This is a genomic window from Vibrio sp. 10N.286.52.C3 (assembly GCF_041468865.1).
Lineage (GTDB): Bacteria > Pseudomonadota > Gammaproteobacteria > Enterobacterales > Vibrionaceae > Vibrio > Vibrio crassostreae_C.
This window is the reverse complement of record NZ_JBFRJM010000028.1, coordinates 113,561-139,507: the sequence shown is the minus strand read 5'-3', so window position 1 is coordinate 139,507 and position 25,947 is coordinate 113,561. Positions and strand designations below refer to the sequence as shown.

The 25,947-nt window shown below is 45.5% G+C and carries 18 protein-coding genes; 12 read left to right on the top strand and 6 right to left on the bottom strand.

All coding sequences use genetic code 11. The features are described 5' to 3' along the window. The first annotated feature begins 4 nt into the window (after positions 1 to 4). Positions 5 to 535 (top strand): 3'-5' exonuclease, encoded by a 531-nt coding sequence (locus AB4138_RS11640; protein WP_017068784.1) that lies wholly within the window; start codon positions 5 to 7, stop codon positions 533 to 535. Between the two features lie 122 nt (positions 536 to 657). Here the strand turns inward: AB4138_RS11640 and AB4138_RS11635 are convergent, their stop codons facing one another. The 3 genes from AB4138_RS11635 to AB4138_RS11625 all read right to left on the bottom strand — a co-directional run bounded on the left by AB4138_RS11635 (position 658) and on the right by AB4138_RS11625 (position 3,842). Beyond that, positions 658 to 1,107, bottom strand: coding sequence for a TerB family tellurite resistance protein (locus tag AB4138_RS11635; protein WP_017060439.1), 450 nt, complete (start codon positions 1,105 to 1,107; stop codon positions 658 to 660). A 153-nt stretch (positions 1,108 to 1,260) separates the two neighbouring features. Beyond that, the gene (locus AB4138_RS11630) at positions 1,261 to 3,288 is read right to left on the bottom strand and encodes an alkaline phosphatase family protein (RefSeq protein ID WP_372051705.1); all 2,028 of its coding nucleotides are present in this window, start codon (positions 3,286 to 3,288) and stop codon (positions 1,261 to 1,263) included. Between the two features lie 101 nt (positions 3,289 to 3,389). Then, positions 3,390 to 3,842, bottom strand: a complete 453-nt coding sequence (locus AB4138_RS11625; RefSeq protein WP_102428589.1) for a hypothetical protein — start codon at positions 3,840 to 3,842, stop codon at positions 3,390 to 3,392. Positions 3,843 to 3,923: 81 nt separating this feature from the next. Between AB4138_RS11625 and AB4138_RS11620 the strand changes: the two genes are divergently transcribed. From AB4138_RS11620 to AB4138_RS11610, 3 genes are all read left to right on the top strand, one after another. Beyond that, entirely contained in the window at positions 3,924 to 5,252 is a 1,329-nt protein-coding gene (locus AB4138_RS11620; protein ID WP_017070881.1) for a MipA/OmpV family protein, read from the top strand. A gap of 198 nt (positions 5,253 to 5,450) precedes the next feature. Continuing rightward, positions 5,451 to 9,518, top strand: a complete 4,068-nt coding sequence (gene hrpA, locus AB4138_RS11615; protein WP_372306144.1) for an ATP-dependent RNA helicase HrpA — start codon at positions 5,451 to 5,453, stop codon at positions 9,516 to 9,518. Positions 9,519 to 9,661: 143 nt separating this feature from the next. After that, complete coding sequence (locus tag AB4138_RS11610; protein WP_274134781.1) at positions 9,662 to 10,156, top strand: outer membrane beta-barrel protein; 495 nt, start codon at positions 9,662 to 9,664, stop codon at positions 10,154 to 10,156. 153 nt (positions 10,157 to 10,309) lie between these two features. On the opposite strand, the gene AB4138_RS11605 is transcribed toward AB4138_RS11610, so the two are convergent. Together AB4138_RS11605 and AB4138_RS11600 are read right to left on the bottom strand one after the other, a co-directional pair. Beyond that, positions 10,310 to 11,092: a hypothetical protein gene (locus AB4138_RS11605; RefSeq protein ID WP_136974838.1), complete on the bottom strand. Its 783-nt coding sequence runs from the start codon at positions 11,090 to 11,092 to the stop codon at positions 10,310 to 10,312. Then, positions 11,013 to 11,804 carry a hypothetical protein gene (locus AB4138_RS11600; RefSeq protein ID WP_372306141.1) on the bottom strand — a complete coding sequence of 264 codons (792 nt, stop codon included), beginning with the start codon at positions 11,802 to 11,804 and terminating at the stop codon, positions 11,013 to 11,015. The genes AB4138_RS11605 and AB4138_RS11600 overlap by 80 nt, the downstream gene beginning before the upstream one ends. A 545-nt stretch (positions 11,805 to 12,349) precedes the next feature. Between AB4138_RS11600 and AB4138_RS11595 the strand changes: the two genes are divergently transcribed. The 7 genes from AB4138_RS11595 to pheT all read left to right on the top strand — a co-directional run bounded on the left by AB4138_RS11595 (position 12,350) and on the right by pheT (position 22,781). Then, positions 12,350 to 13,135 (top strand): TetR/AcrR family transcriptional regulator, encoded by a 786-nt coding sequence (locus AB4138_RS11595; RefSeq protein WP_004741595.1) that lies wholly within the window; start codon positions 12,350 to 12,352, stop codon positions 13,133 to 13,135. A gap of 171 nt (positions 13,136 to 13,306) precedes the next feature. Beyond that, on the top strand, positions 13,307 to 15,769 hold the full coding sequence (locus AB4138_RS11590) for an RND family transporter (protein ID WP_240700408.1): 2,463 nt from the start codon (positions 13,307 to 13,309) through the stop codon (positions 15,767 to 15,769). Positions 15,770 to 15,813: 44 nt separating this feature from the next. Then, the gene (locus AB4138_RS11585) at positions 15,814 to 16,620 is read left to right on the top strand and encodes an outer membrane lipoprotein-sorting protein (RefSeq protein ID WP_372306138.1); all 807 of its coding nucleotides are present in this window, start codon (positions 15,814 to 15,816) and stop codon (positions 16,618 to 16,620) included. A gap of 9 nt (positions 16,621 to 16,629) precedes the next feature. Beyond that, complete coding sequence (locus AB4138_RS11580) at positions 16,630 to 17,862, top strand: hypothetical protein (protein ID WP_372306135.1); 1,233 nt, start codon at positions 16,630 to 16,632, stop codon at positions 17,860 to 17,862. 202 nt (positions 17,863 to 18,064) lie between these two features. Next, the gene (locus tag AB4138_RS11575) at positions 18,065 to 19,174 is read left to right on the top strand and encodes a GGDEF domain-containing protein (RefSeq protein WP_372112966.1); all 1,110 of its coding nucleotides are present in this window, start codon (positions 18,065 to 18,067) and stop codon (positions 19,172 to 19,174) included. Between the two features lie 217 nt (positions 19,175 to 19,391). After that, the gene (pheS, locus tag AB4138_RS11570) at positions 19,392 to 20,375 is read left to right on the top strand and encodes a phenylalanine--tRNA ligase subunit alpha (protein WP_004734764.1); all 984 of its coding nucleotides are present in this window, start codon (positions 19,392 to 19,394) and stop codon (positions 20,373 to 20,375) included. 18 nt (positions 20,376 to 20,393) lie between these two features. After that, positions 20,394 to 22,781 (top strand): phenylalanine--tRNA ligase subunit beta, encoded by a 2,388-nt coding sequence (gene pheT / locus AB4138_RS11565; protein ID WP_372306133.1) that lies wholly within the window; start codon positions 20,394 to 20,396, stop codon positions 22,779 to 22,781. A 161-nt stretch (positions 22,782 to 22,942) separates the two neighbouring features. Here pheT and AB4138_RS11560 read toward each other — a convergent pair whose 3' ends face one another. Further along, positions 22,943 to 24,463 carry an ISNCY family transposase gene (locus AB4138_RS11560; protein WP_108167488.1) on the bottom strand — a complete coding sequence of 507 codons (1,521 nt, stop codon included), beginning with the start codon at positions 24,461 to 24,463 and terminating at the stop codon, positions 22,943 to 22,945. Positions 24,464 to 24,822: 359 nt separating this feature from the next. On the opposite strand from AB4138_RS11560, the gene AB4138_RS11555 reads away from it, so the two are divergent. After that, positions 24,823 to 25,896 carry a DUF4297 domain-containing protein gene (locus AB4138_RS11555; protein ID WP_017077907.1) on the top strand — a complete coding sequence of 358 codons (1,074 nt, stop codon included), beginning with the start codon at positions 24,823 to 24,825 and terminating at the stop codon, positions 25,894 to 25,896. Positions 25,897 to 25,947: the final 51 nt, after the last annotated feature.

Below are 25,947 nucleotides of genomic sequence, written 5' to 3'. Positions count from 1 at the left end.
ACGTATGAATCACAATCGAGTTGTGTGTTTCGATTTGGAAATGTGCTGTTGGAGCGAAGACGGTGTGGGAACAACAGGAGAGATCATTGAAGTTGGTCTTGCTGAGATTGATCTAGCATCCGGTACTATCGTGAAGCGAGCACAATACTACGTTAAGCCAGAGAAAGACGAAGTCTCTCTATTCTGTGCCGAGTTAACGGGCATTACACCTCGTAAAATCGAAAAGCAGGGTCGCCCATTAGAGTCTGTCATCAAGTCGATGATTAAGAACTTTGGTGGTCCCAAAAAAATCTACGCAGCGTGGGGACGTGACGACCTTATCTTACACAAAGAGTGTATTGAAAAAGGCATCGAGCCTCCGTTTAGCGAGTTCTTAAACATCGCAACGCTTTACCGTGTTCAGAATCGCTTGAAAGACAAACGCATTGGTCACCGCGCTGCTCAAGAAGCCAAAAATATTGAGTGGGAAGGTCGTCAGCACTCGGGTTATGTCGATGCTTACAATCTTGCGAAACTCACATTAACTATGTTGTAGCTAAATTTTTAGCTCCTCTCAGCCCTGTTTAGTCAGCTTTCAGTTTACCGATTCAAAAAAGCGACCGGTTTCTTAACCCGTCGCTTTTATTTATTTCAGTTTCCAATTCATTATTTCAGGCACTAATTTTCGCCTAAAACACTTAACTTACTCTTGATGAAGTCACAGTGGTCGACGTAGAGCAGTTCTGCTGTTTTACGGATCACAGAATCTTCGATAGGGTCAATTTCCCCGTCGGCATGCGCTACTTCCCACATCGCTTTGATTAAGTCGATTCGCACTGGCTGAGATAGGTCTCTGAGTTGCGATGTAAAGTCATACAGCGATACTGATTGCTCTACTTTCGGCTCTGCTTGCGCGAGCAGTACCTTTGCTTGTTCTTCATCTAAATCCAGCAAACGCTGCAGAAGCTGTAGCTTAGCGACTCTTTCTGATTCATTGATCTGATGGTCGGCACCCGCGACTTCACACAACAAACTCGCGATGGCGATATTAGGTGATGTGCCTTGGTTTTTGCTTAGGTCCTGGCCTTCAATCAATTGTTTAAACATTGATGTGAGAGAATTGAACATAACGAGCTCCAGTTAAAATTTGTATCGAGTTCCGTAACGCTGATAGCTATCAACTATAACCATAAGCATAACTATTGGGTCTACAGAGTGTGATCGCAAGCGTCTTTACTAAAAACTGACATTACGGATACGCGAGCGATAAGGAGCATTTTATCAATCGGGCTCTGGGAAACGGGTAATTTTACCGTCGCCACTGAGTGTCGTGATCGATTGCGGTTTCCCATCAGTGTCTAGCCTCAATTCTCCAATCGCACTGCGGTTTGAAAGGCGATAGAAGGTCTGATTGTCAGGGCTTCGCTTTTCGATCTTCAAGCGTTTACGCTTAGTGAAGTAGTTCAAAACTGAGCGAGGGCTGTATAACAGGCGGTCCCATACATCGCAGAATTTAAGCAGCGGAGCAGGGAACTGATTTTTAATACCACTGCAGGTGATTTGATAGATGTTCGGGCTGTTGCGACGATACCTAAGCTTGATGTCATAAGCGAAGGAGTAGTGAACATCGCCAGAAAGTACCACGAAGTTGGTCGGTGTTTTGGTATGGGTAAAGATGCTAATCAGCGTATTAGCACTGCCCGGATGTGCCATCCAGTTTTCAGCGTCAATCACTAATGGCTTGCCGATTGTGGTCGCCATCTTTTGCAGTGTTTCAATAAACTTCACGCCAAACATCGGTGCAGCAGAAACGATCACCACTTTATCTTGATTCATTAACTGATGTTGAAACTCAATCAAGGCTTCCCAGTCCATTAAACCTGAAGGCTTGTTCATGCGTGACTCTGAACGCCAACGACGCGTACGAGTATCCAACACAATGACTTTGGGTGAGGTATCTATTGTGTAATGCCACTCTTCAAAGCGACTCAGCATCTCAATAAAGGCTTGATGCTTGTCTGGCTCGATGTTGCCAATAGAGTGAGTAGTCGCTGCATTGCCGGCTTCATTATGAGTTTGTTTACTAATGCGCGGTTGTTTAGTAATGAGCGGTTGAGCGACAAAAAGCTGTTTTGCTTGCTCGATAAACGTTTCATCGAAGCTCTCCGGTTTGTTACCCCAACCTTGACACATCCAGTAAGCCGCAAGGCCGTTACCAATGACTTGGGTCGCGAACTGGTTTTGGTCGACGGCATGCTCCCAACCCACGGTAAGGTTCCAATCATCCGTCACATCGTGATCATCGAAGATCATGTACGTTGGAATATGCGCGAACAGACGTTGCACTTGCGGTAAGCCAGCAATGAAATCATCCATGATGACGCTTTCATCACGCCATTGTTGCTGCTCAGTCGGTGTTAATTGGCGTCCACCTTGAGTGAAGTTATTCTCAATTAAACGCTCTCGATTGACGCATTGCCACAGTGTCGGAGACCAAACCAATAAGTACATCGCGATAAACTCAGACAGCGTGACCAAGTGGTTTTCACAATCGGTAGAGCTAAAAATCGGCACGCCACGGTTCGGGAATAACTTATCGATCATCGATTCTGAAGCTGTGTGGTGCGGCAAATAGTGATGACGCTGGTATAAGTGGTATTCACTGTTATACAGAGCGTCACTGTTGTTGATTTGTTTAATTTGCGAGTCAGTCGGTAAGCTTTCGCCTACAAGGCCAAGCAGGTGAATCACTTGTTGAATAGCATCAAGTGTTGGGCCTGCCACATGGTCGGCGTAGATCTGATCGCCGCTCATCATCAGCATGTCGGGTCTTTCAGCGACGGTTTGATCGGCCATCTTGTTATCGGCTGCAACTAGGCTGTCTTTGCTTGGATGATGCGGGTTGCGGCAAGAGCCATGAAGAATGTAATCCGCTGAGGTCGATATCTTAAACTCAACGCGAGATTTACCGTTGTAAACAAGGTGAGGGGCGAGCTCTTTTAGTGAACCTGACTCTGTGTGAATGTCATATTCAAGCAGCGTATTAGTCGGAAACTCACCTTGTAAGCGAATTAGCGTTATCCACGCATGTGTACCGATTTGAATCGAATCATGTTCTTCAAGCGATGAGGTATAAAACGGCTGGTCTTGTGCTGCTTCAGAATCGTCTATTTCTTGAGTATGAAGCTCGGCTCTGCCTGTAAGAGGCGAGCTGGTGGCTAACCAAAGTACTACTTCAGTCGCGGTGGTTTTTCTTAAAATGGGTCCGGCGAGTAACAGGGGAAGAGATGATGTCGTAGAGGGTTTCAATACGGTACCTAAAATCGTTGGTGGCTAGTCGTCGTGGTGTTCTTTTGTTTCGAGCTTGTTCGTGTCTGGCTTTGTGGTTCCAAGCGTTGATGCTTCAAATTCTACTGAGTCAGATTCTGTTGATTATGCTCTGCAATCTCAGGCTCTGTCGTTTCAGATTCTGTTGATTCAAGAACTTCGATAACTTCTGAGCTAGAAAGTTCATGGCCCATTAGAAATATTGCCAATAGGGCATCGGCTTTGGTCTTGGTATCGGAAGGCTCGTCTAATAACAGTTCGAGCTTTTCTCGAATCATAGCAATCTCGTGCTCAACAAAGCCACGGCCTTCTTCATCCCCTTGATTGTCTTCAGGGGCATTATCGAATTCAAGAAATAGCATGTCACCGTCTAGGTTGGTATCCACCAAACGCTCAGGCAACCACGCCTCACCCATAACAATATCTGGATCGGAATCTTTGGGTAAGTGATCTATAATGTTTTGTAATTCGGAGACTTTCACAATACTTTCATTTAACCGAGAATATTCTACATTGTAACGGTCAATGCCGAGCAAACCTAAAAATAGTTAGCCGTCATGGTTAATAAATGTCTAATCAGTAAAACAATATTTTTTTCAAAGAGTAATTACACAAGAATGAAGCTCAAATATTTACCGACTCTTCCTTCATCTGGATTGGTTTTACTAGGTAGCGCTTTCCTAAGTGGCATTTTTGTAAGTGCTAATGCGTGGGCCGCTGAAGAGCAAGAGTGGGGCATCGCTGCAATGTTCCGTACAGCAAGCATCCCTTATGACACGTCTGGTGGCGACCAATCGGTTAGCTCATTCGTACCGATGCTGTTTTTCAAGAACGATTATGTGTTTATTGACGGTACTGAGATGGGGGCATACCTCTATCAAACTGACGATGAGAAGTGGTCTTTCAATGCTATCTCTCGCATGCGCTTTATTGATATTCCTGCATCTGAGCAGAACGCGATTGAAGGCGATACGGCGGACTTTGGTGCTCAACTGACCTACCAACTTGATGATTCTTGGTCTGTCGAGACGGAGTTAATGAGCGACAGTGAATACAACTTCCACGGTAACTTACGAGCTAAAGCCAAGTATGAAACTGGAGATTGGGAGTTTTACCCGAGCGCGACGCTGCGTTATAAAAGTGCTGATTTCAACAGTGAGTATTACTCCGCATCTAATGAAACCATTGGTGCTGGTGTTGACTTAAATGTTGGTGTTGAAACGCGTTACCATGTGGTTTCTAACTTGTACTTATTGGGTTCAACCAGTGTGACTCGATTGGACGATAACGCTTACGATTCTTCGATTGTTGAAGACCGTTATCAGGGGGAATTGTACCTTGGCTTTGGTTTCTTTAACGACAAAGAGAAAGCGCCAAAACCTAAACTGAGCAATGCGCCGTACTTACGTGTCGCACACGGCTGGGGAACGCCATCCAATATTGGCGACATCATGAAGTTCAATCGAGAGAAAGACGAATACAACAACCAGTTGACCTCGTTCTTCTATGGACACCCGTTAACCGATGAGATCTTCGGTTTGCCACTGGATATCTATTTAACCCCAGGTATTGCGCACCACTGGAGTTCAGACGTTCAATCGAGCAGCACCGAATACATTATCGCAATCAAGGCGTACTACACCTTTGATTGGCCAACTCAGTGGCGTGTTGGTGTGGCAGAAGGTATGTCTTACATCGATTCGATTACCTATATCGAAGGCTCTGAGATGGACCGTAAAGGTTACACCGCAAGCCATCTATTGAACTACTTAGACTTCTCATTCGATGTCAACGTTGGCGACTTGATTGGTAAGAATGACTTGAACAACTTATGGTTCGGTTATTCATTGCATCACCGTTCTGCAATCTTTGAAAAATCCTCTCAGTATGGTCGTATCAAAGGCGGTAGTAACTACAACACGGTTTACTTCCAATATGAGTTTTAAGCGCAGTTTTTAACGTTAGCTTTAAACCAGAGTTGACTAAGTACGAATTACATTTGACCGCGCTTTCATAGCTCCTGCGAGTGTTAGCGAGATTAATCAGCCTGATAGCTAAAGGTTTTCCCTTTGCTGTCAGGCTTTTTTGTTTGAGACTTGTGATATAATCGCGCGAGTTTAATAAGTACAAGAATAGGACACGCTTTGACTTCGTCTCCGGAAAAAGCAGATAACAACAAGAATGCAGCACAGCCAAGTTCTTCACAGAGCAAAGCCAAGCCAAACCAAGCGGCATCGAAAAAGTCTGCTGAACAATCAAATACCAAAAAAGCTGATCAATCAGCGACAAACAACAAATCATCTCAGAATAGCCCAGCCTCTCTTCGTAAAGCGCTCAACGAATGTATGATGCGCGATCGCTTCCGTTTGAATAAGCGAATTGCTGGTGCGAGCAAAATTAAGAACGAACAAGCTAAGCACGCTGTCTTTGATGAGATTGCGTTAGACATTGCTAAGTCGATGATGACGGCAACTCAGCGTGCGGCACAGAAACCAACGATTGAATACCCAGAAATTCTCCCGGTTAGCCAAAAGCGCGAAGACATCGCGAAAGCCATCGCTGAAAACCAAGTGGTTATCGTGGCGGGTGAAACGGGTTCGGGTAAAACCACTCAGTTACCGAAAATCTGTTCTGAGCTTGGCCGCGGCCGCTTTGGCTTAATTGGTCACACTCAGCCTCGTCGTCTTGCGGCGCGTTCGGTTGCGAACCGTATTGCTGAAGAGATGGAAACACAGCTGGGTGAGTTCGTTGGTTATAAGGTTCGATTCAACGACCAGATTTCTGACAATACCCAAATCAAACTGATGACCGACGGTATTCTACTGGCGGAGATTCAACACGACCGTTTCTTAAATCAGTACGACACCATCATTATCGATGAAGCGCACGAACGTAGCCTGAACATCGATTTCATCATGGGTTACCTGAAAGAGTTACTGCCAAAGCGTCCTGATCTGAAAGTGATCATCACGTCGGCAACCATCGATCCAGAGCGTTTCTCTAAGCACTTTAACAATGCACCGATCATTGAAGTGTCTGGTCGTACTTACCCAGTTGATACGCGTTACCGCCCATTAGGTGGTGATGAAAGTGATTCAGACCGCGACCAAATCGAAGGCATCTTTGAAGCCGTTGATGAGCTGTGTGATGAAGGCCTTGGCGATATCTTGATCTTCATGAACGGTGAGCGAGAAATTCGTGATACCGCAGATGCATTAAGTAAACGCAACCTTCGTGATACCGAAATTGTCCCGCTTTACGCGCGTCTATCGGCGGGTGAGCAGAACCGTATCTTCCAGTCTCATACTGGTCGACGCATCGTGCTGGCAACTAACGTGGCAGAAACCTCGTTAACCGTACCGGGCATCAAGTATGTTATCGACCCGGGTACGGCGCGTATCAGCCGCTACAGCTACCGTACTAAAGTACAACGTCTACCGATTGAGCCAGTGTCTCAAGCGAGTGCAAACCAGCGTAAAGGTCGTTGTGGTCGTGTTGCAGAAGGTATCTGTATTCGTTTGTACTCTGAGGAAGATTTCGAGTCACGCCCAGAGTTTACTGACCCAGAGATTCTTCGTACTAACCTAGCATCGGTTATCCTTCAGATGACAGCGCTAGGCCTAGGCGATATTCAAGCGTTCCCATTTGTTGAAGCGCCCGATAAGCGCAACATTCAAGACGGTGTAAGGCTGCTTGAAGAGCTTGGTGCGATCGCCACCGTTGAACCGTCAGCGAACAAAAACAAGAACCACGGCGACGACAAGAAGAAGCTAACCGCGATTGGTCGTAAGCTGGCAAAACTGCCTATCGATCCACGTTTAGCGCGTATGGTAATTGAAGCGCCACGTAACCGATGCCTACACGAAGTGATGGTGATCGCGTCTGCGTTGTCGATTCAAGATCCGCGTGAGCGTCCATCAGATAAGCAACAATCGTCTGATGACAAGCACAAGCGTTTCTTCGATAAAGAGTCTGACTTCATCACGTTTGTGAACTTATGGGATTACATCAAGCAGCAGCAAAAAGCATTGTCGAGTAACCAGTTCCGCAAACAGTGTAAGCAAGATTACCTCAACTATTTACGTATCCGTGAATGGCAAGATGTGTACTTCCAAATTCACCAAGCAATGCGTGAGCTAGATACTAAGTTGAATACAGAACCGGGCAGCTACGATGGCATTCACATGTCACTGCTATCAGGTCTGCTTTCGCACATCGGTATGAAAGACCAAGAGAAGAATGAGTATCAAGGTGCACGTAATGCACGCTTCCACATCTTCCCTGCGTCTGGCCTATTTAAGAAACAGCCTAAGTGGATCATGTCTGCGGAGCTGGTAGAAACCTCAAAACTTTGGGGCCGTGTTATCGCGAAGATTCAACCTGAATGGATTGAACCGCTAGCGAAACACCTGATTAAACGCAGTTACAGCGAACCACATTGGTCGAAGAAACAAGCGGCGGTAATGGCACACGAAAAAGTGATGCTTTACGGAATCCCAATCGTACCTAAGCGCCTTGTGAACTACGGCGCGATTGATGCCACCGTCAGCCGTGAGTTGTTTGTACGTAGTGCATTAGTAGAAGGTGAGTGGGAAACCAAACACGCTTTCTTCAAGCAGAACCGTAAGCTTCTACAAGAAGTCGAAGAGCTAGAGCATAAATCGCGTCGTCGTGACATCTTGATCGATGATGATGAACTGTTCGACTTCTATGATCAACGTGTTGGCGAAGAGGCAGTGTCAGGCCGTCATTTTGATACGTGGTGGAAGAAGACCAGTCAGAAAACTCCTGAGCTGCTTAACTTTGAAAAGTCGATGCTGTTCCGAGGCGATGCTAGCCACGTTACTGATTTGGATTACCCGAACTTCTGGCACCAAAACGGTATCAAGCTCAAGCTGAGTTACCAATTTGAGCCGGGCGACGATAACGATGGTGTAACGGTACACATTCCGCTGCCTATCTTGAACCAGATCGACCAGAACGGTTTTGATTGGCAGATCCCGGGTCTACGTCAAGAGCTAGTAATTAGCTTGATTAAGTCGTTACCTAAAACGCTACGCCGTAACTTTGTACCTGCGCCAAACTACGCAGATGCATTCTTGGCACGTGTGACACCGCTTGAAGCACCGTTACTGGATTCTCTTGAGAAAGAGCTACGCCGCATGACGGGTGTGGAAGTGGTACGTGATGACTGGAAGTTAGACCAGATTCCAGAGCACTTAAAGGTAACATTCCGCGCTGTAGATCATCGCAAGCGTAAGCTGAAAGAACAGAAAGATCTGCATGAGTTGAAAGAGAGCCTGAAAGACAAGGTTCAAGAAACGCTTTCTAAAGTGGCAGACGACGATATCGAGCAGCAGAACCTGCACACGTGGAGCTTTGGTGAATTACCAAAAGTCTACCAACAGAAACGTGGTGGCTACGATGTTAAAGCCTTCCCTGCGCTGGTGGATACCAAAGACAGCGTAGAGATCAAACTGTTCGAAACCGAGCAAGAGCAAATCTCGGCAATGAAATCGGGTCAGCGTCGTTTAATCTTGTTGAACGTGCCATCACCGATCAAATACTTGCACTCGAACCTGCCGAACAAATCGAAACTTGGCTTGTACTTCAACCCATACGGACAGGTACTCGATCTTATCGATGACTGTATCGCTTGTGGTATTGATAAGCTGATTGAAGAGAAGGGCGGTTTGGTTTGGGAACCAGAGCAGTTTGAAGCTCTGAAAGAACACGTACGTGCAGAGCTGGGTGATACCGTAGTAGAGATTGCTCAACAGGTTGAAACCATCCTAACCACGGCATTCAGCATCAGTAAAAAGCTGAAAGGACGCGTGGATCTTTCTATGGCATTCGCACTTTCTGACATAAAAGCTCAAGTAGAAGGTTTGATTTTTAAGGGTTTTGCCACAGAATGTGGGTGGAAACGCTTGCCGGATATTCTACGCTATATGAGAGCGATTGAACGCCGCATGGAAAAACTGCCAATTGACCCGAACAAAGATCGTCTTCACATGATCAAAGTTGAGTCAGTAATGAATGATTACAAAGAACTGCTGAATAAAATTCCAAAAGGGATCGCGGTTCCAGAAAATGTAAAAGAGGTGCGTTGGATGATAGAAGAGCTTCGTGTAAGCTTCTTCGCACAGCAGCTCGGTACGCCTTACCCAGTATCAGATAAGCGTGTTAAAAACGCGATTGATGCTTGCTAAAGGAATAAAGCTAGACGCAATGGCAAGGTTTGGGTATAAATCTTGCTTATTGCATTACTAATTGAATAGTTATTACATACAGGGCGACTTGGTGGCAATTTATTACCACTCAAGGCCTGCCACTAGGACGAAAAAGGTCGAATATGAAAAAAACGTTATTGGCACTAGCACTACTAGGTGCATCTTCAACAGCAATGGCTGATTCTTGGTTGTACGGCGGTGTAATGGGTGGTCAAAACTCATTCGCTGGTGAAGATGAAAACGCGGTGGGCATCCACGTAGGTACAGGTATCCTTCCACTAATCGGTGTTGAAGCGGGTTACTGGGATCTAGGTTCTTTCGACAACGTTAGCTACGGCAACCGTGCTAAACAAGGTGTTGACGTAAGCACTGCTTACCTAGCGATCAAACCAAGCATCGACTTCGGTCCTCTTCACGTATACGCGAAGGGTGGTCTTCACTCATACGAAGTGAAAGGCGATAACTTCAAGCAAGACGATGTAGACGTAATGTACGCTGTAGGCGCTGAATACTTCATCTTCGGTCCACTATCTGTAGGCGCTAGCTACCAAAACTTCAAAATGAAAGATGACGACGCAGGCGTTTTCTCTCTAAACGCAACTATTCACCTACTGTAATCAATCAGTAAAACGATCGTAAATAACGGTCGGATAGTCGTTAAAGAGTTCGTTAGAATTCATAAAAAATGCCAGCTTGATAGCTGGCATTTTTGTATCTGTTAACCGGGTAATTGCAACTCTGTTTTCTTCTAACAGGCAGCGGGTAGACGGTTACTTTTTACTGTTCAGAATACGCTGGATTCTTGGGTTAATCGCTTTGCCGTGCTGGCTTTCGTACTCTTCACGTTTTAAATCGTTTAGGTTCTTTACTGAGTTAGCGGCAAGCAGGAATTGCGGCAACTCCGTTTCCAGCATGCCTTTCTCATCTAAACGTTTTGCTTCCAAGTAGTACTTCTTAAACAGACCATCCAGCTTGTTTTCAGCCGTACGCTTCAAGTCATACAGTTTGTTCTGAATCAGCCATTTTTCAATTTTGTTGGCAGCGGTGCGAGACAACACACGGATACGGCTATCCAGCAACTCTTCTTCAGTTAAAGAATCTTTCAAGATCCACAGCTCACCCATTTGCGGCGGCCAGCTGTTGCCAAGCTGAATACGTTCGTGGCAGTGCATTAAAACGCGGTTAAGGCCGTCTGAATCAACAGAGTTGGCAAACTCAATGAACTTACCGCTTGGCTCACTACCGTACTGATATTCCCACTGCGTTTCGTACACGCTCAAGAAAGAGCCGAACACGTGAATACACCAATCGGTTAGTTCCAGCTCTGCAGGATCTTGATCAACAACAGGTACTTGTTGAGACGCACCAGAATCCGCAGCTTGTGCAGCCGCTACTTTCACTTCGGTACTTTGCGCTTCAATCACTTCAGGTACTAATGGACCTGTAGCGTCAGGTACAACAGGTTGAGCTGGCTCAGAAGGTTGGCTTTTTGCCTTTTTGAATGAGCTGCTGCCTGAAGCGTTCAGATGGGCTAAGCTTTTGTCTATACCCATTTCCTTGAGCTTGTCCTGCATTTCCTGAATATTGAGAGGTCTTCTGCTGTTGTTGTCTTTCATTTTGCTTCTCGTTAACTAGCCAGTACTGCAGCTTGGATTCAATCCGAGATAATGGCATTAATTCATTGGCTTTGGCTTTATACCAGAGGACAAATTTCTTCCATACTAAACTATGGTCACCGGTCAAACCGGAGAATTTAAACGCACGTTCTGCCCATGATGGTATCTCTTCTTCGTTGAGATCATGAGTAGAGACGGTGTTGCTGTTCATTGAGCCTCGACCTTGTGGGCGAGGGGCCTGCTGCATATGTTGCATTGGTACCGGAGCAGGCTGAAACTTAGGTGCAGGTGCAGGTGCAGGTGCAGGTGCAGGTGCAGGTGCCGTAGAGTAGACCGGAATACTATTGGTCGGTTGAACCTCAACGTGCGCCGCAGTTTGCTCTTGCTCAATGAGCATTTTGAAAACGTGAATCTCTTTTTTATCCCGATAATCTACTTTTACCTTATCGAGAAAACCTTGGTCGACTAAACACTTAAGACAGTCGGCTAAACCAAACGTAGAGAGAGCACAAAGTTGACCTGCTGTTTGTAGGCACACATTGGTGTAGCCGAATTCGTCAGCACCGTCTGCAAGCATCAATAAAACCAGCTTTTCTGCAGGGCTAGAAGTATTCACTTGCCAAGCTAAATAAGAATATTTGGCGCTCAATATCGTGTTCTCAAAAAAGGTAAGTCGTTGTCACTATTGTAAGTCACCCCTTACCGAATTTATAGCAACTTAACAGAAAACGGCATTAGTAAGCCAAATATTGACCATAAGGAGACGTCTGCCCCATAAAGTAAGCCTACAGTCATTCATTCTTGTGGTTTAAGCTAGGAATCATTGGGCATGAATACGCATAGCAGCTTAAAGTGCCTACATTCTTTGTTAGGTTAAGAATGCCCAATTCGCGTCCACATTCTGTTGGTCACAATACAGGTCTTCTTTTAAAGTCTTCTCTTTAGGTTAACTATTGATGATTTTCTTAGCTATATCCCATTTATTCTCTTTCCATTCACAAAATGTATTTAATTTATAAAACCCCTTGATATGATCAATACTTGCGCTATTATGACGATAAGTCAGAAATGACGAAGCGTCACAAAATGGTTAACTACATGAATTTACTATTCGTGTTAATATATTGGATAGGAGTGTTTTAAATACTGGCGAAGCTTAGATAACGGCTAAGCTCATATACGGACTAAAAAATTATGTTTGGCTTTGGTTGTAAAGGCGATAAACAAGGTATCTTTGGTTGCAAAGGCGTGTTGTCTAAAAAGCAGCAGTCTATTGCAGACCGAGAAGTAGAGTTGATGTTGTTAGCAAAAGATCTGGTTCGAGAACAAGGGTTCGGAAACCTCACGATGGACAAGCTAACGGCAGCGAGCTCTTATTCTAAAGGTACGATATACAATCACTTTTGCAGCAAAGAAGACGTCGTTTTAGCGTTATGTATTCACTCTCTCAAGACAGAAGCAATGATGTTTGCTCGCTCTGGAGAGTTTGAAGGCAACACACGTGAAAAGATCGTCGCATTGCACGTTGCTTACCGAATCTATGCTCGCATGGAACCGGTACTATCAACCTGTGCGATCATGGCTAAAAGCCCGTGGGTACTAGAGAAAGCGTCTAGTGCACGCGTCGCCGAGATGAATGAACTGGAAGAGTTGGTGATTGAACAATGCGACTCTATGGTTAACCAAGCGGTAGAAGCGGGTGACCTAAAGTTCTCTTCTGGCGTTGGCTCAGATGCCATCGTTTTTGCTAACTGGTCAATCGCATTTGGTTCAAATGCTTTGTCACAGAATGCATCAAACAGTCATTGTATTAAGCGGTTACAAGACCCGTATTCAGTATTACACAACGCGAACATGATTCTAGACGGCCTCAATTGGCAGCCCCTTTCTAGTGACTGGGATTACCGCAAAACTTGGCGTCGTGTAGAACAAGAACTGTTCAGTGAAGAGATCGCTTACTTAGAGTCTGTAGGTCGATAGCTTCCGTTAAGCCCACACATGTGGGTTTATTAATAACCATTTTTGACGATTCGTCACAAACTTGAGACTGACCGACTGTGGTTGCTGTTTTCTTGAGTGTTTGACTAAGCATTGTGTCTTTTGTCAGCTTCGGCTGGCTTTTTATGACACAAATATGACGAATCGTCACAAATGGAGACTGTGATGAAACATGACAGCCAGAAGCCCACGTTCGATCAGCAAAACCGAGATAACCCTAATGCTGATAGCGCAAACACAGATCTAAACAGTTGGCACTCAATACCTACCAAGCGTTCGTTTATCGTTCTGCTGGTGGTGTTTTCAATCATCATTCTCTCTGCATTAGGGGCTAAGAACCTCTACTTTAGAGGGGACTACAACATCTTCTTCGAAGGCACCAACAAGCAGTTGATGGCGTTCGATGAAATCCAAACCACCTTTGCAAAAACCGACAACCTTGCGATTGTTGTCGCACCTGAAGATGGCAATGTCTTCACCCCTGAAACTCTCACCCTGATTCAAAATCTCACGGTTGATGCGTGGCAGATCCCGTATTCAAGCCGTGTCGATTCCCTTGCTAATTATCAGCACACCGAAGCCATTGAAGATGATCTTTTGGTAGAAGACTTGCTGTATGAAGAGTACGAACACACACCAGAACGCATCGCCAAAGTAAAACAGATCGCCCTTAACGAGCCGTTGCTTAAGAATGCCTTGGTGTCGGCCTCTGGCGATGTGACGATTGTGAACGTCACCGTGCAACTGCCAGAAGTGGACAAAACCGCAGAAGTGCAAGAGGTGATTGCGGCAATCAATACCATGATCGGCAAGTACCAAGCTCAGTATCCTAATGTCGAATTCCATAAAGCGGGCATCATAGCCATGAACAACGCATTTATGACTTCGGCTCAAGAAGACAGCTCAACGCTCGTTCCCTTAATGCTGTTGGTGGTACTGGTGTTCCTGACCTTTATGCTGCGCTCGTTCTTTAGTGTGGTGGCGACGCTCATTGTGATCATCTCTTCGATTGTTGCCACCATGGGATTGTCTGGTTGGGCAGGGATGTTCTTGAGTACCGCAACCGTGAATGTGCCAACCTTGGTTTTAACTTTGGCGGTGGCCGATTGTGTTCACGTGATTGTGACCATGAGACAAGCGATGCAGCGCGGTATGGAGAAAGCACAAGCCATTCAATACAGCATCAAGCTCAATGCGATGCCGATTCTGATCACCTCGGTGACCACTGCGATTGGTTTCCTGATGATGAACATGTCGGACTCACCAGTGCTGCGTGATTTCGGTAACTTATCGGCACTGGGTGTACTTATTGCGTGCTTCTTGTCTGTGACTATGTTGCCAGCGTTGCTAAAACTGCTGCCAGTCAAACGTCTACCTGCCAACCCTAAGGCGGCAGACAAAGTCACCTTCATGGATAAGCTGGGCGATTTTGTCGTAACTAACCGTAAAGCACTGCTGCCGATTTCTACGCTAGTGATTGTTGGCGCTGCCGCGTTAATTCCGCTCAACAAAGTCAACGATGAATCGGTGAAGTATTTCGATACCTCAAGTGAATTCAGACAAGCGGCCGACTTCATGGAAGAGACCGTCAGCGGCATGACAACCCTCAGTATCGCAGTGAAAACTAACGAGTCTCAAGCGATTGCTGATCCTGTGTTCTTGCAAGCGATTGGTGACTTTACTGAGTGGCTACGTGTTCAACCAGAAACCGACCATGTCGCCACGCTTTCTGATGTTTACATGCGTTTGAACAAGAATATGCATGCCGACGACGACAGCTACTACAAGCTACCGCTGAACCGTGAACTTGCCGCGCAATATCTGCTGCTTTACGAAATGTCTCTGCCGTACGGCTTGGACTTGAACAACCAGATCAACGTCGATAAATCATCGATCAAAATGGTACTCACCGTCGATAACCTTGGCAGCGTTGAGCTAGTCGAACTCGAAGAGCGCATTTACTCATGGTTTGCAGCCAATGCACCGCAATATGAAGTGGTGGCTTCGAGCCCGTCACTGATGTTTGCTCATATTGGCGAAACCAACATGGCGAGCATGCTATCAACTTTGCCTATCACCCTAGTGCTTATCTCTGGCTTGATGATCTTTGCATTGCGCTCGGTTCGCTTAGGCATGATCAGCCTAGTGCCCAACATTGCGCCTGCGATCATTGGCTTTGGTTTATGGGCGCTTATCTCAGGTGAAATCAACCTCGGTTTGTCAGTCGTGGTCACGCTCACGTTGGGTATCGTGGTTGATGATGCGGTGCACTTCTTGAGTAAATACCAGCGCGCAAGAATCGAAGGGAAATCAGCAGAAGAAGCGGTTCGATACGCTTTCCACACCGTAGGTCGCGCTTTGTGGATCACCACTGTTGTGCTAGTGGCCGGTTTCTCTGTACTGGCGATGTCGAGCTTCAGACTCAACTCCGACATGGGCTTACTCAGTGCGATTGTGATTTTCATTGCGCTGGTGGTCGATTTCATCTTGCTACCAAGCTTACTGATGATCTTCGACAAACAGACCCACTATTCAGCTAAAACTCAGCACGAATCAAAGCCAGATACCAAGTCGCAGCCTAGATCGACAGCCGAACTGACTACTTCGACCAAATAAGGAAACGTCGGCCTGCTGCGGTGGGCTGACTCAAGGAGATATTTATGAAAAGCGTTAAACAAACATTCGCTACTACATTACTTACTGTTAGCTCGTTGGCACTGAGCACATTCGCCGCTTTCCCAGCATTAGCAGACCCAGCGAAAGGCTTAGAAATTGCCGAACAACGCAAAGCCGCCGATGTCGGGTGGGGCGATTCTGTCGCAACCATGGAAATGCTACTTCGCAACAAGCAGGGCGAAAGCAGTACACGTCTGATGCGATTGAAATCTTTGGAAGTCGATGACGATGGCGACAAAGGCTTAACCATTTTTGATGAACCACGCGACGTAAAAGGCACGGCTTTCCTAAACCATTCGCTAATCACCAAATCCGATGACCAGTGGTTGTATCTTCCTGCACTCAAGCGTGTAAAACGCATCTCTTCACGCAACAAATCTGGCCCGTTTATGGGCAGTGAATTTGCGTATGAGGACTTAAGCTCGTTTGAACTTGAAAAGTACACCTTCAACTACATTGAAGACGCGAAACTGGAAGGCGTAGACACCTTTGTTTTAGAGCAAGTACCGACCGATAAAAACTCAGGCTACACCATGCAAAAGGTATGGCTAGACCAACAGCACTACCGCCCAATGAAAGTCGAGTTTTACGACCGCAAAGGCGCACTGCTTAAAACTCTATCGTTCCAAGACTACAAACAGTACCTAAACCAATACTGGCGCGCACACACCATGGCGATGCAAAACCATCAAACAGGCAAAAGCACCGTATTAACCACGACAGATTTAGTGTTCCAGACCGGTCTTAAAGACAAGGATTTCCAAAAGAACACACTAAAACGTGCGAAATAAGGCAGGAATATGAAAAGGATTGTGGCAACAGGAACCCAATTATCCTTAACCTTGGCGGCGACCGTCGGGCTTATGCAGGTGTCGTTGCCTTGTGTGGCGGCAGGCTTTAGCTTTGAGTTCGTAGAACAGGTCACCCCGGAGCTAGCAGGGCAGGTTAACCTTGAACATAGGCAGTTCTTTAGCGACGGCTTACAAGGGCAAGACAAAGGACAAAGCTCACTGGTGTTGCAGCCAGAGTTTTACTGGGAGCAACAAGAGGGCAACGGCAGCATTACCTTCACCCCGTTTTATCGCCTAGACAGTGAAGACGATGAACGAACTCATGGTGATATTCGCGAAGCCTTGTATTTAACCTATTGGGATGATTACGAACTGCGAGCGGGTGTTGGAAAGGTATTTTGGGGCGTAACCGAATCGGCGCATTTAGTGGATGTGGTAAACCAGACCGATGCCATTGAATCGGTCGATGGCGAATCCAAGTTAGGTCAGCCTATGGTGCACTTCACCTCGATAAAAGAGTGGGGCACCATAGACGCCATGTTACTGCCGTATTTTCGTGAGCGTACCTTCGCAGGCGAAGACGGTCGATTAAGGCCAACCGTGCTAGTATCGGACGATGCGCTTTACGAATCTTCACGAGAAGAAAAACACGTTGATGTGGCATTGCGTTACAGCCAAATGTACGGTGATTGGGATGTCGGTTTAAGTTATTTAGGTGGCACAAACCGCGACCCTTATTACCGTGTGGAAGGCAATCAACTCAAGCCATACTACGCCCAAATGCAACACTTCGGATTGGATGTGCAAGGCATTATCGGAGACTGGTTATGGAAGCTAGAAAGCATTTATCGCGACAGCTACGACAACCACACAGGCGTAGTCACAGGCTTTGAATACACTTGGGTTGGAGCGCTTGAATCGTATTGGGACATCGGCTTCATTGCGGAATACTTGTATGACAGCCGAGGCAACAATGCCCAAACAATCGGCCAAAACGATGTGTTCCTTGGCGCCCGTTTCGCCTTGAATGATGAAGACGGAACCGAAGTGCTTACAGGCATCACACAAGACTTAGATAACAGCGATGTCTACAGTGCAAAGCTGGAAGCCTCAAGCCGCATCAACAACAATCTCAAGTGGCGATTAAACGCATGGCTGTTTGAGAACGAAACCCCAGAGGACTTGTTGTTCTTCGCACGCAAGGATGACTTTGTTGAGATGGCGTTGGAATATTATTTCTAGTGTTAGCTTCGTGGGGCGTTCCTGTTGGGGGGGACGTCTCAAATTTAAGATGAGCCATATTTAGAATGTTCAAAGTCGTCTTTTTATAAAGTGGATCAAACAATCGAATAAACCTACAGGTAAAATGGTTATATTTTTTCAGTATCTATAACCTCCGAATATGCATGTAAATCGTGCTGGTGGTATCGGCCTTAAGGGATTTATGAATTCATTTAATTGGGATAAAAACTTTGAAACAGGCATTGGTGTTGTAGATGAACAGCATCAATATCTTGTTGGTATTATCAACCACTACGGAAATCTGTTGTCAGAGAACACTATCTCTATCGACGACATAAACGTCGCTTTACTCGATCTCACATGCTATGCCGAATTTCACTTTAAAGAAGAAGAATCTTTGATGAGAGATTGCGGTGTGTATGAGCGACACATTGAAGAGCATATCAAAGTGCATCGTGTATTTATGCAAGATATCTACAGTATGCAAGCTTTCATCATGGAAGAAGATCAGTCGTCAGCACGGCAGTTACTTGATTTATTGATCCACTGGCTTGCTTACCACATCCTCGGCATCGACCAAAACATGGCGCGACAAATGACCGCGATAGAAGAGGGCGCGACACCTCTGCAAGCCTTTGAAGCGGAAGAAAAGCAGCAAGATTCTGCGACTGTCCCGCTGTTGGCTGCGCTTAACGGCCTGTTTGAACAAGTCTCTGAACGAAACAAACAGTTGTTACGCTTCAACCAGTTACTCGAAGATAAAGTTGAGGAACGTACGGCAGAATTAAAACGAGCGAATAAGAGACTTGAAGAACTGTCATTAACCGACTCTCTTACTAATTTGCATAACCGTCGTAGTGCTTTTAAACAGTTAGCGCTGCATTGGCAAGACTCCAAAGAACTGGGCATGCCTTTAGTGTGTATTATGATTGATGCCGACCACTTCAAGCGCATTAATGACACCAGCGGCCATGATGCAGGCGACTTGGTGCTACAAACCCTCTCGCGTGAACTGAAAAACACGTTCCGTAATGATGATATTGTTTGCCGGTTAGGTGGCGATGAGTTCTTGGTTATTTGCCCAAACACCGACCTTAAAGGTGGGATGTACATCGCGGAAACCGCTCGACAGAAAGTGTCTGAATTAGAGGTTGAAACCAGTCATCAAGTTTGGATTGGCAGTATTAGTGTCGGTGTCGCTGAAATGACCCAAGAATTCGAAACCATGAATGAGTTGGTTAAAGCCGCTGATGAGTCCGTCTATTTAGCAAAAAACGCAGGGAAGAACAGCGTTTGTTCTATTCAGATCTAGCCTTCAGGTCATTTCCAAATTAAGAAGTGGAACCTGTAATTGTTCCACTTCTTCCTACTCCTCATTAATATCCTGTTAAATTTGCCGTGTTTTTAGGCAATAACTTGTTCTTTTAGCGATTCAATTTGGCATTGGTTGCGTGTTTGATTACTATGTGTAGCTATCTAAAAAACTAATCATCCGATACGGACACTACCAACTGGTAGATGAGGAAATGATGCAACATCTAGAAGAGATCATTGCTAATGCAACGACTGCTATTGATACAGCAGATTCGTTAGTCGCACTTGATGAAGTGCGAGTTCAGTATTTAGGTAAGAAGGGTGAACTAACTCTTCAACTACAAAGCCTAGGTAAACTTCCACCTGAAGAGCGTCGCACTGCTGGTCAAGAGATCAACAAAGCGAAAGGTGCTGTTCAACAAGCGATCGCAGCTCGCAAAGACGCACTACAACGTGCAGAGCTTGAAGCGAAACTAGCTGAAGAAACTATCGATGTGAGCCTACCAGGTCGTCGCATTGAGAACGGTGGTCTTCACCCAGTTACTCGCACTGTTGAGCGTATCGAACAGTTCTTTGGTGAGCTTGGCTTTAGCACTGAGTCTGGCCCTGAGATCGAAGATGCATTCCACAACTTTGATGCACTAAACATCGCAGACGATCACCCAGCTCGTACTGATCACGATACTTTCTTCTTCAACCCTGATCTAATGCTACGTACGCACACTTCTGGTGTTCAAATCCGTACGATGGAAAACGGCAAACCGCCATTCCGCTTCATTGCTCCGGGTCGTGTTTACCGTAACGACTACGATCAAACTCACACGCCAATGTTCCACCAAGTGGAAGGTATGTTAGTTGATGAGAACGTAAACTTCGCACAACTTAAAGGCATTCTTAACGATTTCCTTTGTAACTTCTTTGAAGAAGAAGTTGAAGTGCGTTTCCGTCCTTCATTCTTCCCGTTCACAGAGCCTTCAGCTGAAGTTGACGTGAAACGTAAAGATGGCAAATGGCTAGAAGTTCTAGGCTGTGGCATGGTTCACCCTAACGTACTTCGCTCTGTTGGCATCGACCCTGAGAAATACTCTGGTTTTGCATTCGGTATGGGTGTAGAGCGTCTAACGATGCTTCGTTACGGCGTAAATGACCTTCGTGCGTTCTTCGAGAACGACCTTCGTTTCCTTAAACAATTCAAGTAATCCGGGGCAGTCGAAACTATGAAATTCAGTGAATCTTGGCTACGCGAGTGGGTTAAACCTGCAATTAACAGCGAAGAGCTAGCTCACCAAATCACTATGGCTGGTTTGGAAGTTGACGATGTAGAACCTGTTGCTGGTGAATTCACCGGCGTTAAAGTAGGTAAAGTGGTTGAGTGCGGTCAGCACCCAGACGCAGACAAACTACAAGTAACTAAAATTGATATCGGCGAAGAAGAGCTGTTAGACATCGTATGTGGTGCATCTAACTGTCGTCTTGGCCTAACTGTAGCAGTAGCAACAGTTGGCGCAGTACTGCCTGGTAACTTCAAAATCAAGAAAGCAAAACTACGTGGCGTTCCATCGCACGGCATGCTTTGTTCTTTCTCTGAGCTAGGTATCGACGTAGAGTCTGACGGCATCCTTGAGCTACCAGAAGGCACAACGCTAGGCATGGACGTACGTGAGCTTCTTGAGCTTAACGACGTAACTATCGACGTAGACCTAACAGCAAACCGCGCAGACTGCTTCAGCATCCGTGGCCTTGCTCGTGAAGTTGGCGTACTAAACCGCGCAGACGTTACAGAGCCAGCAGTTGAAACTGTTGCAACAAGCATTGAAGACACAGTATCTGTTGAAATCAAAGCAACTGATGCTTGTCCACGTTACCTTGGCCGTGTGGTTAAGAACGTAAACGTGAAAGCGGAATCTCCAATCTGGATGCAAGAAAAACTGCGCCGTTGTGGTATCCGTTCAATCGACCCAGTTGTAGACATCACAAACTACGTGATGCTAGAGCAAGGCCAACCAATGCACGCATTTGATCTAGCTAAGATCGAAGGCGGTATCGTGGTTCGTCTAGCAGAGCAGGGCGAAAAGCTAACACTTCTAGATGGCAACGAAGCTGAACTAAACAGCAACACACTTGTTATCGCTGACCACAACAAAGCACTAGCAATCGCTGGTATCTTTGGTGGTGAAGAGTCGGGTGTAACAACTGAAACAACAGACGTACTTCTTGAAGCTGCATTTTTCGCACCGGATCACATCCGTGGTCGCGCGCGTGCTTACGGCCTTCACACTGATTCTTCTCTACGTTTCGAACGTGGTGTTGATTCAACGCTACAAGCAGCAGCTATGGAGCGTGCAACACAGCTTCTAGTTGAAATCTGTGGTGGTGAAGTTGCGCCAGTAAACGGCAGCGAATCTGAAGCTGATCTTCCTAAAGCAAACGTAGTTGCTCTACGTCGCGCTAAGCTAGATAGCCTACTAGGTCACGAAATCCCATCTACAGACGTAGTGGAAATTCTTACTCGCCTAGGTTGTAACGTTGAAACGACAGACGCTGGCTGGACGGCAACGTCTCCATCTTGGCGTTTTGATATCGCAATCGAGCAAGACCTAATTGAAGAAGTAGGTCGTATCTACGGTTACGATAACATTCCAAACCAAGCGCCTAAAGCGGCACTTAAAATGAATGACCACAAAGAAGCTGACCAACCGCTTAAGCGCGTTCGTGACCTTCTTGTAGACCGTGGCTACCACGAAGCAATCACATACAGCTTCGTAGAACCAGAGCAGCAAAAACTTGTTGTACCTGGTGTTGAGCCGCTAATCCTGCCATTCCCAATCTCTGCGGATATGTCAGCAATGCGTCTTGGCCTAATCCAAGGTCTACTAAACACAGTTGTTCACAACCAGAAGCGTCAACAGTCTCGCGTTCGTCTATTCGAATCAGGCCTACGTTTCATCCCTGAAGCAACGGCTGAAAACGGCATGCGCCAAGAAATGATGCTTGCGGGCGTTATCTCTGGTACTCGTGGCGAAGAGCACTGGGACATTGCAACTAACACTGTAGATTTCTTCGATCTTAAAGGTGACCTAGAAGCCGTTCTTGAGCTTTCTGCAAACGAAATCGCATACAGCTTCAAAGCAGCTAAGCACCCAGCACTTCACCCAGGTCAAACTGCGGCTATCGTAGTAGATGGTAAAGAAGTGGGTATCATTGGTACTGTTCACCCAGAACTAGAGCGTAAGTTTGGTCTTAACGGCCGTACTATCGTATTCGAAATCGAATGGGCAGCTATCAACACTCGCGTGCTTCCAGAAGCAGTAGCCGTATCTAAGTTCCCTGCAAACCGTCGTGATATCGCAGTAGTTGTTGACGAAGCAGTCGCTTCTGGCGACATCGTAGAAGCGTGTATCGCTGCTGGTGGCGAATTCCTAACAGGCGCTAAACTGTTCGACGTATACGTTGGTCAAGGCGTTGAAGAAGGTAAGAAGAGCCTAGCAATCGCACTTAGCCTACAGTCTGTAGAGCGCACACTTGAAGATGCAGACATCGCTGGTTCAGTAGATGCTATCGTAGCTTCAATCTCAGAGAAATTCGGCGCTGCACTTCGCGACTAATCTCTTCTGATAGATAGAAAAATCAAAGGCCTCGCATTGCGAGGCCTTTTTGTTTTGGGACGGTAATGAGAAGGGTGTCATTACTGAGGGAACGTGACGGGGTAAGTACCAACCGATTCTGTCATGCCTTTATATTCTAGTAGTCATATCGTTCGACTGCCTCACACATCGATATTCATCGATTGGGATTGTTTGATTCTCATCTCTCGAGTATTGAGCTTCTCTCTTTTCCAGATAGTCTGGATGGTACTGATACTCACGGTAATGTTCTCTTGTTTGAGTAGCTTCATCACTTGTATCGACGTATTGTGCGGGTTGAGCAACGTCAACTCGATAATCCTGTCTTCGGTACTCTCTGGGATTGCGTTTTTACTGCGTTTCAGTGGCTTATTGATTCGCTTAAGACCGAGAGGCCCTTCCTCTTCCATTATTTGCTGATAGGTATATAAGGTTTGGCGTGAACAACCTAAGATCCGAGCGGCTTTAGAGACACTACCAAGCTCCGCGACCAACTCCAGAGCTTCTATTTTGCGCTGCACCTCTTTACCATACTCATGACATTTACGCGGTTCAACTAACTCAGTGATATCTAACCGTCGATGACCGAAGTAAGCTGAGAAGGTGCCATCGAACTGACATCGGATTTCTACTTTTTGGTTCTCTATGGAGTAACGTACTGGCGAATCGATAACGTACATTTTGCTATCAAAGCTAAACGTGTGGTCACGTCGTATCGTTCGATATTCTTTCTGTACGCAGATGCTGTTAAGGTCTAGGTCTGGTGGCAACGACTTGAAAGCAGAGCTCGAGTTAGTCGCCTGAACCATCACATTATTCATCCAGTATTTTGGGATAAACTCCTCTTGTAAGTATCGATTCGCACTCTCCATATCGGTGATGTTGTGCAATCGAAGTTCAGGCACCAACCTATCTTGGAAGGTATCGAAGGAGCGCTCTATACGCCCCTTACCTTGAGGTGAGTTGGCGAAGATAATTTCAATACCGAGTTCCTCACAAGCTCGCTGCATTTGCGAGAAGTTGCTGCGTTTCGGCCCACCAAAGATCCCCGCTCTATCCACGTAAAGGGTTTTGAATATGCCTCGCTTTTCAATATAAGCTCGCATCACCTTCATGCAGCCCTCAGTGGTCTCTGACGGGAAGAACTGCGCATGAATATCACTGGTAGCATCATCAATAATGGCAATCAAACAAGACTTTTCATCACCAAACCAACGATGAGGGCTACCATCCATTTGCAGCATAAGCCCAGGCGACGGCATACGCTCTCGATACTTTCTCACTCGACTTCTACGTCGTTTAGAGCGCTTCACGTGGTGAATATCATGCGCCCAAGAACGTAACGTTTCACGCTTAATCGACAGCCCTTCATTTTTACTCAAAAGCTCTGATAGATGTTGAAGATTAAAGTCGTAGTACTTGGTTTGAATGAGGGCTTGGACCTCTTTCTTGAGTGCCTCAGGGATTTTATTGATGGGAGCACGACCAGTATTACCGTGAATCACGAACCGAATGCCTTCCTTGCGATAGCGGCTCAAGTAACGTTCAACGGTTCTCCGTGATTTTTGCAGTAATTGGGCTGCACTATTGATAGTCATTTTACCATCAATGACCTTGCTAATGATATCGACAGTAAACTGTGATTTTGAATCCATGTAGAACATCCTTAGCACCCTTTAAAGCTTATTTGATTACTTTAAAAAGTACGCTAATTCAGTCCCGTCAAAATCCCTCGGTAGTTATTGTAATGACAAAGTCGCTTGGTAATTAAGGTACGACAGAATCGCTTGGTGATCACAGACGGTAATGAGAAGGGGATAACTCGCAATTGGACACTTATGAGTTATCACGCACGCTTTAAGCAATAGATTAAGAAAATAATCCAGTGGACTCATTTTGTTCTTTAATGGTCTGAGTTTAAATTTATGAGCTAGTTCAACAAGATAGAATGATATCGAAAGTATACTGTATGCTGGCATACTTTTAAAAAGTACAAATCATTTTTTAGTTGGTAATAGGTCATATGGTAGATAATCCACTTGCAGAAGCTCAAAGAGAATCAGCAGGGGCAAGTACGTCTGGAAAATATGGTTTTCAAGTTCATTGGGCATTATGTGCAATTATTGATAAACATAAGCAGAAAGAAGAATACGCTGTTTTCGTCGAGCACCACGAAGATGTTGTAATAGCGAACTCATTAGAAGCTGAAGCAGCTCGATTTGAGTTTTATCAAGTGAAAAATGTAGGAAAGCCATACACATCAGGATCATTAACTAGCAGAGCTAGAGGAGCGAACAACACACTAAAGAGTTCTGTTTTGGCTAAGCTTCTCAGCTCTTGTATTGATACTCAGTATGAAGACCGAATCACGACTATAGGATTAGTGTCATCAAGTGGTTTTAGCTTGGGAATAGATAAAGGCCTTAAGCTAGACATTATTAAGACTGGTGATATTGATAGTGTAGAACTAGCACATTTAACGCAAGCAATTCATAAAGAGCTCAATATTCTTTTGATGCCCGAGCACCTACATTTTATTGTCCCTGAAATTCAACTGAAAAATCAAGAAGACTACGTAGTGTCACGCTTTGCTTATTTGGTGAACAATTTATTCCCTGGAGCGTATAGCAACCCAGTGGAAATCTACCGAGCTGTTATTGATGAGATGGGGCGATTGAGTCGATTAGAATATGACTACAAAGACTGGGAACGGCTGATAGAAAAGAAATCATTAACTTCTACCAATGTCCATAAAGTAATCACGATGCACTCCAGTTATTCAGGTATCGATGATCTGAAAAATGAATTTAATGACCTAGCAGGTGAATTGGATTTCGATTCTAGACAAAAACGGACTTTAAAACGTGATTTTGCAAGAATTGCTCTAAGCCGCGCCGGTTTTATGAGCGCGTTGGATATAGAGCTCACAGAGTCATTTAGAACTTCCAACAACAAAGTAGATGCAAGTCAATTTAGCGATGACGCGAGTCATATAAATGCCCTCGTTCAACAAGCAACAATTGATGGCTTGCTCAGAAAGGTGACCGATCAAGACCGGCTATTGCTTGAAGTCATCTACTGCTTATTAAAGGCTTAATAATGCAAAAAAATTACAAATTATTGATTAGAAACCTTAGGAAACACAAAA